12 protein-coding genes are annotated in these 18,878 nt (G+C 60.2%); 10 read left to right on the top strand and 2 right to left on the bottom strand.

Features of this window, described 5'->3' with window-relative positions:
* Positions 1–30: 30 nt before the first annotated feature.
* From H7B67_RS15880 to H7B67_RS15860, 5 genes are all read left to right on the top strand, one after another.
* On the top strand, positions 31–1,773 hold the full coding sequence (locus H7B67_RS15880) for an ABC transporter ATP-binding protein (protein ID WP_185120813.1): 1,743 nt from the start codon (positions 31–33) through the stop codon (positions 1,771–1,773).
* Positions 1,770–3,689, top strand: coding sequence for an ABC transporter ATP-binding protein (locus tag H7B67_RS15875; RefSeq protein WP_185120812.1), 1,920 nt, complete (start codon positions 1,770–1,772; stop codon positions 3,687–3,689). Before H7B67_RS15880 ends, H7B67_RS15875 begins: the two co-directional genes overlap by 4 nt.
* Positions 3,690–4,277: 588 nt before the next feature.
* Positions 4,278–5,066: a hypothetical protein gene (locus tag H7B67_RS15870; RefSeq protein WP_185120811.1), complete on the top strand. Its 789-nt coding sequence runs from the start codon at positions 4,278–4,280 to the stop codon at positions 5,064–5,066.
* Positions 5,067–5,374: 308 nt separating this feature from the next.
* Complete coding sequence (locus H7B67_RS15865; protein WP_185120810.1) at positions 5,375–6,013, top strand: bifunctional 4-hydroxy-2-oxoglutarate aldolase/2-dehydro-3-deoxy-phosphogluconate aldolase; 639 nt, start codon at positions 5,375–5,377, stop codon at positions 6,011–6,013.
* Positions 6,010–7,002: a sugar kinase gene (locus tag H7B67_RS15860; RefSeq protein WP_185120809.1), complete on the top strand. Its 993-nt coding sequence runs from the start codon at positions 6,010–6,012 to the stop codon at positions 7,000–7,002. The genes H7B67_RS15865 and H7B67_RS15860 overlap by 4 nt, the downstream gene beginning before the upstream one ends.
* A 105-nt stretch (positions 7,003–7,107) precedes the next feature.
* Here the strand turns inward: H7B67_RS15860 and H7B67_RS15855 are convergent, their stop codons facing one another.
* Together H7B67_RS15855 and H7B67_RS15850 are read right to left on the bottom strand one after the other, a co-directional pair.
* Positions 7,108–8,112 (bottom strand): phosphotransferase enzyme family protein, encoded by a 1,005-nt coding sequence (locus H7B67_RS15855; RefSeq protein ID WP_185120808.1) that lies wholly within the window; start codon positions 8,110–8,112, stop codon positions 7,108–7,110.
* A gap of 22 nt (positions 8,113–8,134) precedes the next feature.
* A complete protein-coding gene (locus H7B67_RS15850) occupies positions 8,135–8,959 on the bottom strand; it encodes an AraC family transcriptional regulator (protein ID WP_245363647.1) in 825 nt (274 codons plus the stop codon).
* A 128-nt stretch (positions 8,960–9,087) separates the two neighbouring features.
* Between H7B67_RS15850 and H7B67_RS15845 the strand changes: the two genes are divergently transcribed.
* From H7B67_RS15845 to araA, 5 genes are all read left to right on the top strand, one after another.
* Positions 9,088–11,130, top strand: coding sequence for a beta-galactosidase (locus tag H7B67_RS15845; RefSeq protein WP_185120807.1), 2,043 nt, complete (start codon positions 9,088–9,090; stop codon positions 11,128–11,130).
* A gap of 4 nt (positions 11,131–11,134) precedes the next feature.
* Entirely contained in the window at positions 11,135–13,534 is a 2,400-nt protein-coding gene (locus tag H7B67_RS15840; protein WP_185120806.1) for a glycoside hydrolase family 95 protein, read from the top strand.
* Positions 13,535–13,572: 38 nt separating this feature from the next.
* Entirely contained in the window at positions 13,573–16,707 is a 3,135-nt protein-coding gene (lacZ, locus tag H7B67_RS15835) for a beta-galactosidase, LacZ type (RefSeq protein ID WP_185120805.1), read from the top strand.
* Between the two features lie 47 nt (positions 16,708–16,754).
* Positions 16,755–16,988 (top strand): DUF3892 domain-containing protein, encoded by a 234-nt coding sequence (locus tag H7B67_RS15830; RefSeq protein ID WP_185120804.1) that lies wholly within the window; start codon positions 16,755–16,757, stop codon positions 16,986–16,988.
* A 305-nt stretch (positions 16,989–17,293) separates the two neighbouring features.
* Positions 17,294–18,784, top strand: a complete 1,491-nt coding sequence (araA, locus tag H7B67_RS15825; protein ID WP_185120803.1) for an L-arabinose isomerase — start codon at positions 17,294–17,296, stop codon at positions 18,782–18,784.
* The last annotated feature ends 94 nt before the right edge of the window (positions 18,785–18,878 follow it).

The following is an 18,878-nucleotide window of genomic DNA, read 5'->3' as shown; positions in this document are numbered from 1 at the left end:
AGAGGATCGAACCTATTGGAGTGTGATCAAATGCTAAAGCTGTTTCGGTTTCTGAGGCCCTATCGCTGGGGCGTCGCTCTTGTCATGGCGCTGGTTCTCCTGCAGTCTCTGTCGGAGCTTTATCTGCCGACTCTGATGGCGGATATCGTTAACAAGGGGGTCATCGGAGAGAATCAGGGCTACATCTGGAAAATGGGAGGGTTCATGCTTCTCGTGACGCTGGGAGGAACGGCTTTCTCCATTCTGGCGAGCTACTATTCTTCCAAAGTCGCTTCCGGCTTCGGCCTCGTCGTTCGCGGCAAAGTGTTCTCCCACGTGGAGAATTTCTCGCTGCAGGAATTCGACAAGCTCGGGACGGCTTCGCTCATTACCCGCACCACCAATGACATCAACCAGGTCCAGCAGGTTCTCATCATGATGATGCGGATGATGATCATGGCGCCGATGATGTCCATAGGCGGACTTATCATGGCTTTATCCAAGGATGCCAAGCTGACGCTCGTGCTGGCGGTCGCCATTCCGGTGCTCGCGCTGACGATTTACCTGATCGTCCGCAAGGCGATGCCGCACTTCAAATCCATCCAGAAACGGTTGGATAAGCTTAATCTGGTGCTTCGGGAAGGGCTGACCGGCATCCGGGTCATCCGCTCGTTCAATCGGCTGGAGCATGAGAAGAAACGGTTCGAGGCGGCGAATGCCGAGTTGACGGATACCTCTATCAAGGTAAATCAGATCATGGCGTTCATGATGCCGCTCATGATGCTCATCATGAACTTCGTATCGCTGTCGATCATCTGGTTCGGAGGCATCCGAATCAGCCACGAACATATGCAGGTCGGCGACCTGATGGCGTTCCTTCAATACGGCATGCAGATCATGTTCTCGCTGCTCATGATGTCGATGATGTTCGTCATGGTGCCGAGAGCGTCCGCTTCCGCCGTGCGCATCAACGAAGTGCTGCAGCAAGAGGCGGTCATTCGCGACACGGACGGCGCCGGCAGGGCCGGAGCGGGATCGCTTCAGTCCAAACGCGGCACGATCGAATTCGCTGACGTCACGTTCAGTTATCCGGGCGCCGAGCAGCCCGCGCTCAGCGGAATATCCTTCAAGGCGAATCCGGGAGAGATTACCGCCATCATCGGCGGCACCGGCTCGGGCAAATCGTCGATCATCAACCTGATTCCCCGTTTCTACGACGCGGATTCCGGAAGCGTCCGGATCGACGGCAGGGACGTGCGCGACTATACCCAAGAGCAGCTTCGCGCCAAGATCGGTCTCGTCCCCCAGAAAGCGGTGCTGTTCACGGGAACGATCGCCGACAACATCCGGTTCGGCCGCGAAGACGCCTCGGACGATGAGGTCCGGCACGCGGCGGAGATCGCGCAGGCCTCGGGCTTTATCGAGGAGATGCAGGAAGGCTTCGGCTCGCCGATCGCGCAAGGCGGCTCGAACGTCTCCGGAGGGCAGAAGCAGCGGATCTCGATCGCGAGAGCCCTTGTCCGCAAGCCGGACATCTACCTGTTCGACGACAGCTTCTCGGCGCTCGACTACAAGACCGACGCCAAGCTGCGCGCGGCGCTGAGATCGGAGACGACGGAAGCCGCCGTGATGATCGTCGCGCAGCGGGTCAGCACGATCATGGACGCGGATCAAATCATCGTCCTTGACGAGGGGCGGGTCGTCGGAATCGGCAAGCATAAAGAGCTACTGAAATCCTGCGAGGTTTACCGAGAAATCGTCGCTTCGCAGCTGTCGGAGGAGGAGATCGCATGAGCAACCACGACAACCGTCCTCCCGGCGGTCCGGGCGGCAAGGGGCATGGAGGACCTAGAGGTCCCGGTCCCGGCTTCGGCGGCGGCCCTCCCGGAATGATGATGCCGGGCCAGAAGGCGAAGAACTTCAAGGGCTCGTTCCGGCGGCTGCTCGGGTATTTGCGTCCATACCGCTTCAAATTGCTCGCCGTGCTTATTACCGCCATCTTAAGTACCGTTTTCTCCATCTTCAGCCCCAAAATTCTCGGCCAAGCGACCGACAAGCTATTCGACGGAATCATGGCCAAGATCCAAGGCGAAGCGGGCGCGAGCATCGACTTCGCCGGCATCTGGCAGATCGTCGTGCTCCTGGCGGGCTTGTACGTGGTCAGCTCGCTGTTCACCTACGTTCAGCAGTTCCTGATGGCGGGCGTCGCTCAGCGTACCGTGTATCATCTTCGCAACGAAGTGAATGCGAAGCTTAATCGCCTTCCGTTGAAATTCTTCGACTCGAAGACGCACGGGGAGATTCTGAGCCGGGTCGTGAACGACGTCGACAACATCGCGAACACGCTCCAGCAGAGCCTTACCCAGATGATCACCTCGGTGGTCACGCTGGTCGGGATCATCGTCATGATGCTGACGATCAGTCCGCTTCTGACGCTCATCCTGGTGCTCACGTTGCCGCTGAGCTTCCTGGTGATCAAGGCGATCGCCGGCCGTTCCCAAACGTACTTCAAGAACCAGCAGGCGGAGCTTGGGCAGCTGAACGGGCATGTCGAAGAGATGTATACCGGACATGCGATCGTCAAGGCGTTCGGACACGAGGAGAAGTCCAAGGCGAAGTTTAACGAGATCAACGACAGGCTGTACCAAGCCGGCTGGAGGGCGCAATTCGTCTCCGGCGTCATGATGCCGCTGATGAGCTTCATCGGCAACATCGGCTATGTCGCCATCAGCGTCGTCGGCGGGATCCTGGTCACGAGGCAGTCGATCACGGTCGGCGATATCCAAGCGTTCATCCAGTACGCCAGGCAGTTCACGATGCCGATCACCCAGACGGCGAACATCGCCAACATCATCCAGTCGACCATCGCGTCGGCGGAGAGGGTGTTCGAGCTGCTGGACGAACCGGAAGAGGTGCCGGAGCAGCAGGGCCGATTGAAGTCGTCCGAGGTTCACGGGGACGTCCGCTTCCGTCATGTGAATTTCAGCTATAAGGAAGAAGAGCCGCTGATCGACGACCTGAGCATCGACGTTCGCAGCGGGCAGACGATCGCGATCGTCGGACCGACGGGCGCGGGCAAGACGACGCTCGTCAACCTGCTCATGCGGTTCTACGAGATAAACTCGGGCTCGATCACGATCGACGGCCGGGACATCGCGCAGCTCAAGAGAGGAGATCTGCGAAGCCTGTTCGGCATGGTGCTTCAGGACACGTGGCTGTTCAACGGAACGATCCGGGACAACATTGCCTACGGACGCGAGGGGGCGACGGAAGAGGATGTCGTGCAGGCCGCGAAGGCGGCTTATGCCGACCACTTCATCCGCACGCTGCCGGACGGCTACGATACGGTTCTGAACGAAGAAGCGTCGAACATCTCCCAAGGCCAGAAGCAGCTGCTGACGATCGCCCGCGCGATTCTCGCCGATCCCGCCATTCTTATCCTCGACGAGGCGACGAGCAGCGTCGATACGCGGACCGAGATTCACATTCAGCAGGCGATGAACCGTCTCATGGAAGGCCGTACGAGCTTCGTCATCGCGCATCGCCTCTCGACGATCCGCGACGCCGATCTCATTCTCGTCATGAACAAGGGAACGGTCATCGAGCAGGGGACGCACGCGGAGCTGCTGTCGCGAGGCGGTTTCTACGCGGAGCTTTACAACAGCCAGTTCACGGGCGGCGCGGCCGCGAGCGCCGCCGGCGCGATGTAAGAGCAGAAGGATTCGGGGTCTCCCGGCTGATTTAGGGCCGGGAGGCTTTTTTTGCTTTGTGACGGGGGTACGCTTAAATGAAGGGGGAATGGAGGGGGAGTGGGTGCGGGAGGGCTGAATAAACATGAAATTTCATGTCCAGCGAGCCAAAACGGGGGCTGGGAACGGAATAAACATGAAATTTCATGTCTAGCGGGGCGGAATCGGGTGCCGGGGGCTGAATAAACAAGAAATTTCATGTCTAGCGAGGCAATACGGAGGCTGGGAACGAAATAAACATGAAATTTCATGTCCAGCGGGGCGGAATCGGGTGCCGGGGGCTTAATAAACATGAAATTTCATGTTCGCAGTATCGCTAAACAACTCTTGAGGCGATGTTCGCAGTAACGCTGCACGGCTCTTGAGGCGAGATTCCGTCAAGTGCCGCCGACCCGCTCATCGCGCTAGCGCGTCCCCCTCGACTTCTCGTCGCAGGCGCCGCCAAATGCGGGAAGATTTTTTAGCCGCCGCTAAGCTGCCATTCATCGTCCGTTCACACAAGCGTGGTACCTTCCCTATTAGTTAGCGAAATGGGAGGAAGATAAATCTATGGCGATCAAGAAATGGAATCTGGCGATTGGCGGCGCGCTCGCGGTGGCCTTGCTGTCCGGCTGCGGATCGAACAATACGGATAACGCGGCAAGCGAAGGAGCCCAGGTACAGGCGGACGCCGGCGCGACTCAACAGGCTCAAGGCCAAGGCGGACCCGGCGGCGGCTTCGGCGGGGGCATGGTCGACGAGAACGGCAATGCCGCGGACATGCTGGGCAAGATCAAGAGCATCAACGGCAACACGATCACGGTGTATAAGTCCAGCATCGATCCAAGCCAAATGGGCGGCGGCATGAGAGGCCAAGGAGGGCAGGGCGGTCCGGGAGGCGATGGGGGACAACCGCCAAGCGGCGCTCCGGACGCGAACGGCGGACAAGCTCCGGCCGATGGGCAAGCTTCGGCAGACGCGCAAGCCGCGGCGGATGGACAGGCGGCTCCGAGCGGAGCGCCGGACGGCGGCAACGGCGGAGGACGCCCGCAAGGCGGCGGGATGGCGAACATGTTCACGGAGGAGACGGTCGACATCGCGGTGACCGACGCCACCGTCATCCAGAAGACTTCCTTCGAGAACAACGAAGTGACGACGACGGACGTGGCGTTATCCGAACTTAAGGCGGACGATGTTCTGACGATCTGGCTGACCGAAGGAACGCAGGAAGCGGCGACGATCAAGCTCGGCGGCTTCGGCGGGGGCATGGGGCGCGGCGGCCAAGGCGGACCTCAAGGACAAGGCCAGGGACAAGCCGGCGAGCAAGCCGCCGCTTCGGGCTCGTCAGCCGCCCAGTAATCGCCAAACGAATCATGACCGGGTTTCCGTTCTTGCTATGGAGCGGGAGCCTTTTTTAGGTTAAAAAAGAGTACTTTCGCGTCAATAGGAGCTATTTCGTCTTGCGCAAGGCCGGATTACAATGAAGCTACTCGGTCCGGAATAGGCCGTCTTACGCGGAAAAGTGATGGATGAACTCGGTTTATTTTCTTCCCAATCTTCCGCAGGTAGTGGTAAACTGTTGACGAAAGGCTTGACAGTGCGAGCACATAAGAATAAAGCGAGGGTCGAGTTATCGCAAGACTTGGCCGAAAGGGGTATCTGATCCAATGTCCACGAACTTATTGCAAGCTTTGTCCGAAGAGAAAATCGTCGCCATCATCCGCGGAATCTCCGCCGAGTCCGGAGACGCGACAGCGGAGGCGCTGTACCAAGGGGGGATCGTTTTTCTCGAGGTCACTCTCAATACGGACGGCGCGCTAGGCATGATCTCCCGTTTTAAGGAAAAGTATGAAGGACGCATGAGAATCGGAGCGGGCACGGTGCTCGACCTCGGTCAAGCCAAGGAAGCGGTAGCGGCCGGCGCGGAATATATCATTTCGCCTAACCTGGATGAAGAGGTCGTCTATTACGGCGTGGAGCAGGGAGTCGACGTCTGGCCGGGAACGATGACGCCTTCCGAGATCGTTCGCGCTTATAAGGCGGGGGCGTCCGCGGTAAAGGTTTTCCCGATGGGGGCTCTCGGCGTGAATTATTTGAAGGAAGTACGGGCTCCGTTGAACCATATTCCGATGGTGGCGACGGGCGGCGTCAATCTGACCAACATCCGGACGGTTCTCGATGCGGGGGCCATCGCCGTCGGTCTTGGAGGCAACCTGGTGGACAAGCAGCTCGTGAAGGACGGCAAGTTCGACGAGCTGACCAAGCTGGCCCAAGCGTTCGTTGCGGAGGTTAAGGGGACAAAATGACCAACGGCAACGGACGGAGCGTGGACGTAGTTACGATCGGAGAGAGCATGGTGCTCCTTCAGCCGATGAACGAGGGGCCTCTTGCCTACGCGCCGCTATTTACCCGTTCGATTGCGGGGGCGGAATCCAACGTGGCGATCGGCCTTTCCCGACTGGGCTTGAAGGTGCGCTGGATCAGCCGGCTCGGCACGGATCCGTTCGGCGATCTGATCCTCTCGACGCTGGCGGGCGAAGGAATCGACGTCGGCTTGGCCGAGAGAGACGGCGCTTTCCCGACGGCGGTCTATTTCAAGGAATTCAAAGGATACGGCGATCCTAACGTCTATTACTACCGCAGAGGCTCGGCTGCCAGCAAGCTGACGGCAGACCATGTCCAAGCCGAATGGTTCGAAGGGGCGGGCCATCTTCACGTGACCGGAATCACCCCGGCTCTCGGAGACGGCACGGCCGATGCGGTAAGAGCGGCGATGAAGGAAGCGCGGAAGCAAGGTCTGACGGTCTCCTTCGACCCGAACCTGCGCCGCAAGCTCTGGAGCGAGGAGCTGGCCCGAGAAACGCTTCTTTCCTTGATTCCCTTGTGCGACGTTTTCATGCCGGGACTGGAAGAAGCCGAATTCCTGGTCGGCGAGATGACGGAGGAGGGCTACGGCGCCCACTTTTTGGCTCTCGGAGCGAAGGCTGTCGTGCTCAAGCTTGGAGAAGAAGGCTCCATCGGTTTCACGCCGATGGCCGCCTACCGGGCCAATCCGCGCAAGGTCAAGCATGTGGTGGACACGGTCGGCGCGGGGGATGCGTTCGCCGCGGGCTTCCTGTCCTCCTGGCTCACTCGCGATCCGGAAGGCGAGGATGCCGAACGGCTGCAGCATGCGCTTAACCGAGCGAATCTGATGGGGGCGCTCGCTACCCAATACAAGGGCGACTGGGAAGGGCTGCCGAAGCTGGCCGAAGTCGAGAGGCTTCTGTCCGGCGGCCGTGAGACGACGCGATAAGAATATCGAAACAGCGCAGGGAGCGATCCTTGCGCTGTTTCTGTTTACAACGTATGGCGTACGATTCAATCTGGGAGGAGGCGCCTCCGTCTATCTCCTTCTTTTCTACTCTCCATCCAGCATCTCCGCCAGCTCGTCCATATGCTCCTCGATCCATTGGATCTCTTCGATGAATCGCCGAAGCAAGCCGGTCAGCTCGCTTTCTTGCCGGACGTCGGCGCGAAGCCACCAGATGGATTCGATTAGGTAGAGCATCCGAATCGCGCGCGAGACCATGCCGGGAGGGGCGGGATGATGGGCGCGGTAGCCCTCCATGAAAGCTTGAACGGCGTCCGAACGAAGCTCGCCGCGCTGCAAGGCGCCGGACAAAATCGCGCGGGCGACGTCGATCTCCGGATAAGCCATCGCCATGCGGTCGTAATCGACGATGCCGGCGAGGCGCTGATCCCGGAACAGCAGGTTGTCGGACCAGAGGTCCCAATGGAGCCAGCCGGTCGGACTGTTCTCGAACAACGAGAAATCCATCGCCGCTACCCGCGCTCGCGACCGTTCGAGCCACCCCAGCACCGTTTGGTCGCCCGCCTCGGCTGCTTTGCGCCAATTGTTCTTCCATTCTTCCAGATAAGCGGCTTTGTCCGGCTGCCATGCCGGCTTGTCCGCGGGAGGAACCTGAGCGAGCCAACGATGCATTCGCCCGGCGGCTTCCCCCAGATCGGCCATCTGAGCGCAGTTGAAGGCGCCGGCTTCGAGCGTCGCGCCGTCAGCCCATCCTTGCAACGTATAGATCAGCCCGGAGCGAGTCTGTTGTAAAGCCTTCCCTTCATGCAGATAGACTTGGGGGCTCGGCACTCCGTTCGAATGCAGGCCTTGCTGAAGCCGGAGAGTGTTCTCCATCGCGCTTCTGCGTTCCGGCCGAAGATGAAGCTTGTACCGGTCCGGATGATAAAACTTAACGAAACGAGGACCGTCGTCGGTCATCATCCGCCACTTCACGTTGATCCATCCCTTGTCGATAGGGAACGCTTCGAGAACCTTCAAGCCGAATCGGTCCTTCAAGTGAGCGGAGATCTCCTCGGCCCAGGTCTTTGTCGTTCGGTTGTCGTCGTTCATTTGCCGAATCGGCCTCCTCATCTTAACTTCCGTACAGCCGGCGGTATTGCTCCGGAGGCAGTCCGGTCTTGCGTCTGAACGTGGCCACGAAGTGGCTGGAGTCGCGGAAGCCGACGAGCTCGGCGATCTGCTTCACGGCGGCGCCCGGCTCGTTGATCAGCAGCTCCTTCGCCTTGCGAAGGCGGAGCTGAATGAGATAGACGTACGGCGACACGCCGAACGTGCTGCGGAACAAGACGTTAAGCGTGCTGGCGGGCATGCCCAGCACCTCGGTCATCTCGGTGAGGCCGATATCGGCGTTGACGTAGCTGCGTTCCATCCATTCCAGCAAGGGACGAAGCTTCTCGGAGCTGCGCATCATCGCGGAACGGCTGTCGAGCGAGCCGTATTGACGCAGCGTGATGAGGAAGCGGTAGGCATCCGCCGAAGCGGAGAGGCCGAACAGGTCATTGCCTTCCTCCAGCCGGTCCAGCATCCCTTCGAGAAAGTCCGGAAGGGGAGAGTCCTCTTCCCAGTGCAAAGGCGCCGTCTCGAGCAGATTGAGGGATTGAAGCAGCTCGCGCGCGGTAGGACCTCCGAACGTGAGATAAGCGGTATTCCAGGAGCTGCCTTTGGTCTCGTACGAATGAGGGACTCCGGGCTGGACGAGGATGCCGCTGTTCACGGGAAGGGAGAAGCTTCGGCCGCCGACGCTGAATACGCCCTCGCCTCCGACCGTCTGAAGCCAGTGATAATAAGGATATCCGTCGCTGCGGATCATCTTGTCCGCTTCCCTGGCCGATCCGACCGTCTCGACGAAGATCGGCAGGGTATGCCCTTGTCCGTTCGTCAGCACGAATCTTCTCAATGGCTTCCGACTCCTTTGTCATATTCTTATATTCGCCTACAAGATGATTATATTTTAGCGCACTCCGGCATGAATTAATATAGAGATATCCTTATATCATCCTCATTACCTTCGAAGGAGTGTCCATCTTGATAAACGACAAATTGCCGAAAATCTGGTACGGCGGAGATTATAACCCGGAACAATGGGAAGCGGATACATGGGCGGAGGACGATCGCCTCTTCAAGCTCGCGGGCATCGACGTCGCGACGATCAACGTATTCTCCTGGGCGCTGAGCCAGCCTAGCGAAGACGAGTACGACTTCGCATGGCTGGACGAGACTATCGAGCGTCTCCACAAGAACGGAGTCGGCATCTGCCTCGCGACGAGCACCGGAGCCCATCCGGCCTGGATGGCGAAGAAGTACCCGGAGGTGACGCGCGTCGACTACAACGGACGCAAGCGCAAGTTCGGCGGCCGGCACAATTCCTGCCCGAACAGCCCTGTTTACCGCAAGTATTCCGCCCGAATCGCGGATAAGCTCGCGGAGCGCTACAAGGATCATCCCGCTCTGCTTATCTGGCACGTCTCGAACGAGTACGGCGGCTATTGCTACTGCGACAACTGCGCGGAAGCGTTCCGCGTCTGGCTTCGGAAGCGTTACGGCTCGATCGACGCCTTGAACAAAGCGTGGAATACCCGTTTCTGGGGCCATACGTTCTACGAATGGGACGAAATCGTGCCTCCGAACGCCCTGTCGGAAGAATGGGACGGCAACCGCACGAACTTCCAAGGCATCTCGATCGATTACCGCCGCTTCCAATCCGAGAGCCTGCTCGACTGCTACCGTCTGGAATACGACGCCATCAAGAAGCATACGCCGGACGTGCCGGTCACGACGAACCTGATGGGCTTCTATCCGGAGCTCGATTATTTCGAATGGGCGAAGCACATGGACGTCGTCTCCTGGGACAACTACCCGTCTCTCGATACGCCGGTCAGCCTGACGGCGATGACGCACGACCTGATGCGCGGGCTTAAGCAAGGCCAGCCGTTCATGCTGATGGAACAGACGCCGAGCCAACAGAACTGGCAGCCGTACAATTCCCTGAAGCGCCCGGGCGTCATGCGCCTCTGGAGCTACCAAGCGGTCGCCCGCGGCGCGGACACGGTCATGTTCTTCCAGCTCCGCCGTTCGATCGGCGCTTGCGAGAAGTACCACGGCGCGGTGATCGAGCACGTCGGCCACGAGCATACCCGCGTGTTCCGAGAATCCGCCGAGCTGGGCCGCGAGCTTCGGCGGCTCGGAGACCGCCTGCTCGATTCCCGTCCCAACGCGCGCGTCGCGCTCGTCTACGACTGGGAGAACCGGTGGGCGACGGATCTGACGAGCGGTCCGACGGTCGCCCTGAAGTATCAGAACGAAGTCCACAAATACTACGACGCCTTGTTCAAGCTCGGCATCCAAGCGGACATGATCGGCGTCGAGACGGATCTGTCCGGCTATGACATCGTCATCGCTCCGGTTCTGTATATGGTGAAGCAAGGCTACGCCAAGCGGATCGAGAAGTTCGTGGAAGCGGGCGGCACGTTCGTCACGACGTTCTTCAGCGGCATCGTGAACGAGAACGATCTCGTCACGGTCGGCGGGTATCCGGGCGAGCTTCGCAAGGTGCTCGGAATCTGGGCCGAAGAGATCGATGCCCTATTCCCGGGAGCGACCAACCAGGTCGTCATGAACGGATCGAACGGCGCCCTTAACGGAACGTACGAATGCGGCCTTCTGTGCGACTTGATCCACTCCGAAGGGGCGGAGGTTCTGGCCTCCTACGGCTCCGATTTCTACAAGGGAATGCCGGCGCTGACGGTGAACAAGTTCGGCCAAGGCGAGGCTTGGTACGTGGCGACCAGCCCGGACGAGCGCTTCATGGTCGACTTCATGTCGAAGCTGTGCGCGGACAAGGGGATCAGGCCGCTGGCGAACGTTCCTTCCGGCGTCGAAGCCGCCGAACGAGTCAAGGGAGACAAGTCGTTCCTGTTCCTGCTTAACCACAACGCGGAGGATTCGAAGGTCGAATTGGAACCGAACGCGGGAGGAGTCGATCTGCTGACGGGCAAGGAGGCTTCCGGCACCGTCGTCGTGCCGGCAAGAGGGGTTCTGATTATCGAGAGAGAGGGAGCCGTGCTCTAAACCGATGAAACTCCATTATCGCAAACCAGCCAAGGAATGGACCGAAGCTCTTCCGATCGGCAACGGCCGGTTGGGAGCGATGGTCTACGGCGGAATCGAGACCGAGAAGCTTCAATTGAACGAGGACACGCTGTGGTCGGGAGGGCCGAAGGACGGCACGAACCCTCGGGCCAAGGCCGCATTGCCCGAAATCCGGAGGCTGCTCGCCGAGGAGAAATACGCGGAGGCGGTAGAGCGGTGCCGCAGCGAGATGCTCGGCCCGTATGCCCAATCTTACTTGCCCCTCGGCCATCTGACGATCAGCTTCGAGCACGGCAACTTCGCGCGCTCCCGTTATACGCGGGAGCTCGACCTGAACGATGCTGTCGTACGGGTCGAGTACGATCTCGGGGACGCGACGTATACGAGGGAGATTTACGCCTCTCATCCCGATCAGGCAATCGTCTTGAAATTGTCCTGCAGCAAACCCGGAGCGTTGAGCTTCGCGGCGAGACTGGACAGTCTGCTTCGTTCGAGAACGTCGGCGCCGGGCTCCCATCTCGTCCTGAGAGGAGTCGCGCCCAAGCATGCCGATCCGAACTATTATCCGAGCGATGCCCCGTTCGTTTATGACGCCGCCGGAGAAACGGACGGAATGCGCTTCGCCGCTCTCCTGGGCGTGCGTCTGGAAGGCGGGCAAGCCGAAGTCGATGCCGGAGGACTGTACGTATGCGGAGCGACGAACGCGACGCTGATCCTGACGGCGGCGACAAGCTTCGGCTGCTTCGACCGCGTCCCGGGGCGGACGGACATCGACGAGCTCGGCAAGGCGGAATCGGCGCTGCGGGCTGCCCTGAGCCGCTCGGACGAGCAATTGCTGGCCGGCCACCAAGCCGATTACGGCAGCCTTTTTCGCCGGGTGAAGCTGAACCTGGGACCTTCCGTAGCCGAGCCGGACCTGCCGACCGACGAGCGAATCGAGCGATTCGGCGCCGGCGATCCGGGGCTGGTCGAGCTGCTGTTCCAATACGGGCGTTATTTGATGATCGCCAGCTCCAGGCCCGGGACCCAGCCCGCGAACCTGCAGGGCATCTGGAACGAGGAGACCCGTCCGCCGTGGAGCAGCAACTGGACGCTGAACATCAACGCCGAGATGAACTATTGGCCGGCGGAGACGTGCAATCTCGCGGAGTGCCATACGCCTCTGCTCGATTTTATAAGCAACCTGTCGGTAACCGGAGCCCGGACGGCCGAGGTCAACTACGGCGCGAGAGGCTGGACCGCCCACCACAATTCGGACATCTGGGCCCACTCCGACCCCGTCGGCGCTTTCGGCCACGGCGATCCGTCCTGGGCTTTCTGGCCGATGGCCGGAGCGTGGCTCTCGCAGCATCTATGGGAGCATTATGCCTTCCATCCGGATAAGGAGTGGCTGCGAGCGAAGGGCTATCCGATCATGAAGGAAGCGGCCCTGTTCTGCCTGGATTGGCTATATGACAACGGAGAAGGCCGACTCGTCACGGCGCCGTCAACTTCGCCGGAGCACAGATTCGTCAATCCTCACGATCCGGACGGACCCCGGACGAGTTTGAGCATCGCCTCCACCATGGATCTCATGCTCATCTGGGACTTGTTCACGAACTGCTGTCAGGCCGCCTCGGACCTTGGAATCGACGAGAGCTTCCGGGAGGAGCTGGCGGATGCGTTGGAGAAGCTGCTTCCGCTTCAGATCGGCAAGTACGGCCAGCTTCAGGAATGGTCCCAAGACTTCGAGGACGAGGACGTCCATCACCGCCATGTGTCCCATCTGTTCGGCGTTTATCCCGGCAGGCAGCTGACGGCGGAGGAGACGCCGGATTTGTTCGCGGCCGCCAGACGCTCGCTGGAGCGCCGCGGGGATGCCGGCACCGGCTGGAGCCTCGGTTGGAAAATCGGCCTCTGGTCCCGGTTCCGGGAAGGAGACCGCTCCCTGAAGCTGGTTTCCAACCTGCTGACGCTCGTTCGCTCGAATAGCGAGAAGCCTGAAGGCGGAGGCGTCTATCCGAACCTGTTCGACGCCCACCCGCCGTTCCAGATCGACGGCAACTTCGCGGCGACCGCCGGAATCGCGGAGATGCTGCTGCAATCCCATTTGGGTTGCATGGAGCTGTTGCCCGCGCTTCCGAGCGCATGGCCGGACGGCTCGATCTCCGGTCTGCGCGCGCGCGGCGGGTTCGAAGTCGATCTGGAATGGAAGGACGGACGGCTGCTGACCGCCAAGATCCGTGCGCTGCTCGGCGGCACGATTAAAGCGCGAGCAAGCGACAAGGCGTCCATCTCGGCATTCTCGCAGGACGGACGACTGCTTGCGGTCAGCGATCAAGAAGGCTATGCGACATGGCTGACCGAAGCAGGCTTATGCTACGAGATTCGCACGAACCGGTAAAGCACGACAATCTTAAGCGAAGCGGGGCAAAGATAACCATGACTCGACCGAAATTCCGCTACACGCCGCCCGAGAACGGGTACCCGGAATGGAACAACAACCCGGACATTTTCCAGCTGAACCGTCTTCCGGCCCATGCCACCCTGATCAGCTACGACACCTTGGAGGAAGCGCTGCGAGGCGAACGGGAGCAATCTCCCTATTACTTGTCGCTGAACGGCACTTGGAAGTTCTCTTGGGCGAAGAATCCGGAAGAGAGAGTCCGGAACTTCTACGAGCAAGGCTTCGATTATTCCGGTTGGGACGACATCCCGGTTCCGTCGCATTGGCAGCTGCAAGGGTACGACTACCCGCAATACACGAACGTCAATTACCCTTGGATTCGCCAAGAGGAGCTCGTCCCGCCGTTCGCTCCCACGAAGTACAACCCGGTCGGCTCCTATCTGCGGACTTTCGAGGTGCCGAGCCATTGGGAGGGACAGCCCGTTCGCATCAGCTTCCAGGGCGTCGAATCGGCCTTCTACGTCTGGCTTAACGGCGATCTGGTCGGATACTGCGAGGACACGTTCACCCCGGCGGAGTTCGATTTGACCCCCTATCTCGTCGAGGGGACGAACACGCTTGCGGTCGAAGTGTACCGCTGGTGCGACGCGAGCTGGCTGGAGGACCAGGATTTCTGGCGGTTAAGCGGGATTTTCCGCGAGGTTTATCTGTACTCTTCCCGGGCGACGAGCATCGTGGACTTCTTCGCCCGTCCCGAGCTCGACGAGGAGCTTCGAAACGGCCGTTTGCGAATCGAAGCCAAAGTAGAGGATTACCCGGAAGAGCAGTCCGAGACGCGCGTTATCGCCCAGCTGTATCGGGACGGCGCGGCCGTGCTGGAGGAGCCTCTGGAGCTGCAAGGGCGATTCGGGGAAAAGGGGATCTGCCTGCTTGACGGAGCGGTCGAGGTGACGGAGCCCCTGAAGTGGAGCGCGGAGAATCCGAATTTGTACACGCTTGTGCTCGGACTCAAGGAGCCGGGCGGCGAGGTAGCGCAATGGGTAAGCTGCCGGATCGGCTTCCGCCGCTTCGCCATCGAGGACGGCTTGATGAAGATCAACGGGGAGCGGATCGTCTTCAAGGGCGTCAATCGCCACGAGTTCTCCTGCGATTCGGGCAGGGCGCTCGGCTACGAGGACATGGTGCGGGACGTCCTGCTCATGAAGCGCCACAACATCAACGCCGTGCGCACGTCGCATTATCCTAACCATCCGAAGTGGTACGAGCTGTGCGACGAATACGGGATCTACGTCATCGACGAGACGAACCTGGAGACGCACGGCAGCTGGAAGTACGGTCAGGACCAGAACGAGGAAGGCGACACGGTGCCGGCGAGCAAGCCGGAGTGGAAGGCGAACGTGCTCGATCGCAGCGCCTCGATGCTGGAGAGGGACAAAAACCATCCGTCCATTATCATCTGGTCGCTAGGCAACGAGTCCTGGGGCGGAGACAACTTCCTTCATATGCACGACTATTTCAAGGAACGCGATCCGTCCCGGGTCGTTCACTACGAGGGCGTGTTCCATTGCCGCAAGTCGGAGGCGGCTTCCGACATCGAGAGCCAGATGTATACGAAGCCGGCGGACGTCGAAGCGTACGCGGTCGCGGCCGAGAACGGCGCCGGCTCCAAGAAGCCGTTTATCCTGTGCGAATACAGCCACGCGATGGGCAATTCGTGCGGCGGCTTGCACCTGTACGCGGAGCTGTTCGACAAGCACCCGATCCTGCAAGGCGGCTTTATCTGGGATTGGGTCGATCAAGCGATTCGCGTACGGGATGAGGACGGCGGCTGGCACATGGCCTACGGCGGCGACTTCGGAGAGTCTCCTCACGACGGCAACTTCTGCGGCAACGGATTGATCTTCGCGGATCGTTCCGTCTCGCCGAAGCTGCTGGAAGCCAAAGCCTGTTACCAGAACGTCCGGTTCGACTCCGTCGACCTGGAGAAAGGACGCTTCAAGGCCATCAACCGGTTCCTGTTTACGAACCTGAACGAGTTCCGCTTCGGCTGGACGCTGACGGGGAATGGCGAGACAATCCGCGAAGGGACGTTCGAGCTGAGCGCGTCTCCGGGCGAGACGGCGGAAATCGACTTGCGCGAAGCCTACCCGGCGCAGGCTCAAGCCGGAATCGAGTATGCGCTGACGATCGGCGTTTATCTCAGGGAACCGACGGCTTGGGCGGAAGCGGGACACGAGATCGCCTTCGGGCAATTCGTTCTGCCGGTTCGGGCGGGTCATGATCGCGCCGCTGCTCCGGCAAGCCATGCGAACTTGACCGTTCGGGAGGAGCCGGGCTTCCTAGCGGCGGAATCCGACCGCTTCGCCGTCCGTTTCGATCGCTTGTCGGGAGCTTTGGCCTCTTATTCGGTCGACGGAACCGAGCTGCTTACGGAGCCCGTCGAACCGAACTTCTGGCGGGCGATCACCGATAACGACATAGGCAACAAGCATCCGGAGAGATGCGCGACTTGGCGGGAAGCCAGCCTGAACCGCAAGCTCGTCTCGTTCGATTGGAAGGAGACGGCCGGGGAACTTGCGGTCTCCGCCCAGTTCGAGCTTCCGACGACGCCTTTTGCCTCGTACTGCGGCATGATCTACAAGGTAGACGCCTCCGGTTCCGTTCGGATCGAGCTGAGCTTGCAGCCGGGAGCCGGCCTGCCGGAGATTCCGGAGGTTGGCGTCCGCATGGCGCTCCGCTCCGGCTTCGACCGGATCCGATGGTATGGACGCGGTCCGCACGAGAGCTACCGGGATCGCCATACCGGCGCGCGGCTCGGCTTGTTCGAAGGAACGGTCGCCGGGCAGGTCGTGCCTTACCTCCGGCCTCAGGAGCACGGCAACAAGACGGACGTCCGGTTTGCCGAGGTCAGGAACGAAGCGGGGGTTGGACTCGCGTTCGTCGGCGAACCGGCGTTCGAATGGAGCGCTCTGCCGTACAGTCCGTTCGAGCTGGAGAACGCCACCCACCATCATCTGCTGCCGAAGACGGAGCACACGGTCGTTCGAGTCGGCAGACAGATGGGAGTAGGCGGCGACGACAGCTGGGGAGCTCCCGTCCATGAGGAATTTACGCTCCCGGCCGATCGGGGATACGAAGCGGCGTTTGCGATTTCTCCGCTGTTTGCATGATTTTTCCTCCCTGGTCGCATACTAGCTTGCGACAGGAGGTGTTGCCAATGGATTCGAATCCGGAACAAGTCGTCGCCGTCCGCAAGAACGGGGACGGGGACATCGTGGAGCTGCAGCTTTCATCCGGCACCGTCGTCGGCTACAAAGAAGCGCAGGCCATGGCGAAGCAAGGCCAAATCGCCAACGTGAACGTCTTCCGGGGACGCGACGGTGACGAGCATCTTCGCTCCAATGCCGACGGCATCAAGGAGAACAATCTGGATAACCTGCCGAGTTTCTGACGAATGCAACGAATCGCCTTTCGAATCGCCCTTGCGGCGAGGAGGGAGGCGATTTTGCTTGTACGGGTTGCAGGTTTTGCTTGTACGGGTTGCAGGTTTTGCTTGTACGGGTTGCAGGCGTTGCGTGTACGGGTTGCAGACTTTGGTTGTTCGTGTTGTAAGTACAAGTTGAGCGATTTTTGCGGAGTTTCGTCCATAAACTCGGAATAATACAACGGAAAACCTTGATCATTCGGCCTATTCAGAGTAAACTGAGATTGAAATTATGTACGTACAAGTTAACTCATTTATCAGGAGGCATCCCGATGATTCAATTGAAACCATACGAGTTCTGGTTCATTACCGGCAGCCAGCATCTGTACGGCCCGGAGACGCTCGAAGAAGTGAATGCGCATTCAAGCGAGATCGCGAGCAGCCTGTCCGGCGATGCCGCGATTCCGTTCCCTATCGTCTTCAAGCCGGTCGTCACGACTCCCGCCGAGATCCGCGCCATCCTGAACGCGGCGAACGCCGACGAGAACTGCGCCGGCGTCATCACGTGGATGCATACGTTCTCCCCGGCCAAGATGTGGATTACGGGGCTGACCGAGCTTCGCAAGCCGCTGCTGCACCTGCATACGCAATACAACCGCGACATTCCATGGGATACGATCGACATGGACTTCATGAATACGAACCAAGCCGCTCACGGCGACCGCGAATACGGCTTCATCGGCGCCCGCCTCGGCATCTCCCGCAAGGTTGTCGTCGGCTACTGGGGCGATTCCTCCGTTCGCGCCCGCATCGGCGAATGGGAGCGTACGGCCGTCGCCTATAACGAGAGCCGCGGCCTGAAGGTCTGCCGCTTCGGCGACAACATGCGCCAAGTCGCCGTCACCGAAGGCGACAAGGTGGAGGCGGAGATCAAGTTCGGCTGGTCCGTCAATACGTACGGCGTCGGCGACCTCGTCCAGTACGTGAACGCGGTGTCCGAAGCGGAAGTCGAGAAGCTTCTCGGCGAATACGCGGAGAAATACGAGATCGCGGAAGCCGGCCGCGCGGCAGGTCCGGTTCGCGACGCGATCGCCTATCAGGCTCGCCTTGAGATCGCGATCAAACGGTTCCTCGACGAGGGCGGCTTCACGGCATTCACGACGACGTTCGAGGATCTGCACGGACTGGAGCAGCTTCCGGGTCTCGCGGTCCAACGGCTCATGGAGCAAGGCTACGGCTTCGCGGGCGAAGGCGACTGGAAGACGGCTGCCCTCACTCGCCTGCTGAAGATCGTGGCGGGAGGCGTGCGGACGTCCTTCATGGAAGACTACACCTATCACTTCGAACCGGGCAACGAGATGGTGCTTGGCGCCCACATGCTCGAGGTGTGCCCGACGCTCGCGGAGACGAAGCCCCGGATCGAGGTTCACCCGCTCGGCATCGGCGGCAAAGCCGATCCGGCCCGCATCGTGTTCGACGGCAAGGCGGGCTCCGCGATCAACGTCTCCGTCGTCGACCTCGGCAATCGCTTCCGCCTTATCGTGAACGAGGTTCAAGGCGTCGCCGTCGAGAAGGAGATGCCGAAGCTGCCGGTCGCGCGCGTGCTGTGGAAGCCGGAGCCTTCGCTTCACGCCGGAGCCGAAGCCTGGATCCTGGCCGGCGGCGCTCACCACACCGTCTATTCGCTCGTCGTCAAGACCGAGCAGATGCTTGACCTGGCGGAGCTGTTCAACATCGAAGCCGTCGTCATCGACAAGGACACGAATACGCGCCAGTTGAAGAACGAGCTGCGCTTCGGCCAAGTCGCCTGGGCGCATCGTTAACAAGCCGCAATGCTCAAGCTCGAAATAATCAAGCGCGCAATACTCAAGCGCGTGATTCTCTAGGCCGAATGCTCAAGTCCTCATTACTCTAGCC

It is taken from the genome of Cohnella thailandensis (assembly GCF_014212135.1).
In the GTDB taxonomy this organism is placed as follows: Bacteria; Bacillota; Bacilli; order Paenibacillales; family Paenibacillaceae; genus Cohnella; species Cohnella thailandensis.
Note: the sequence above shows the minus strand (reverse complement) of the source record. Positions and strands in the feature narration are given on the sequence as shown.

What these genes read in the sequence shown, in the direction of transcription:
- araA (WP_185120803.1), top strand. Translation starts at nt 17,294, where the DNA reads ATGATTCAATTGAAACCATACGAGTTCTGGTTCATTACCGGCAGCCAG.
- H7B67_RS15880 (WP_185120813.1), top strand. Translation starts at nt 31, where the DNA reads ATGCTAAAGCTGTTTCGGTTTCTGAGGCCCTATCGCTGGGGCGTCGCT.
- H7B67_RS15865 (WP_185120810.1), top strand. Translation starts at nt 5,375, where the DNA reads ATGTCCACGAACTTATTGCAAGCTTTGTCCGAAGAGAAAATCGTCGCC.
- lacZ (WP_185120805.1), top strand. Translation starts at nt 13,573, where the DNA reads ATGACTCGACCGAAATTCCGCTACACGCCGCCCGAGAACGGGTACCCG.
- H7B67_RS15875 (WP_185120812.1), top strand. Translation starts at nt 1,770, where the DNA reads ATGAGCAACCACGACAACCGTCCTCCCGGCGGTCCGGGCGGCAAGGGG.
- H7B67_RS15830 (WP_185120804.1), top strand. Translation starts at nt 16,755, where the DNA reads ATGGATTCGAATCCGGAACAAGTCGTCGCCGTCCGCAAGAACGGGGAC.
- H7B67_RS15870 (WP_185120811.1), top strand. Translation starts at nt 4,278, where the DNA reads ATGGCGATCAAGAAATGGAATCTGGCGATTGGCGGCGCGCTCGCGGTG.
- H7B67_RS15860 (WP_185120809.1), top strand. Translation starts at nt 6,010, where the DNA reads ATGACCAACGGCAACGGACGGAGCGTGGACGTAGTTACGATCGGAGAG.
- H7B67_RS15855 (WP_185120808.1), bottom strand. Translation starts at nt 8,112, where the DNA reads ATGAACGACGACAACCGAACGACAAAGACCTGGGCCGAGGAGATCTCC.
- H7B67_RS15840 (WP_185120806.1), top strand. Translation starts at nt 11,135, where the DNA reads ATGAAACTCCATTATCGCAAACCAGCCAAGGAATGGACCGAAGCTCTT.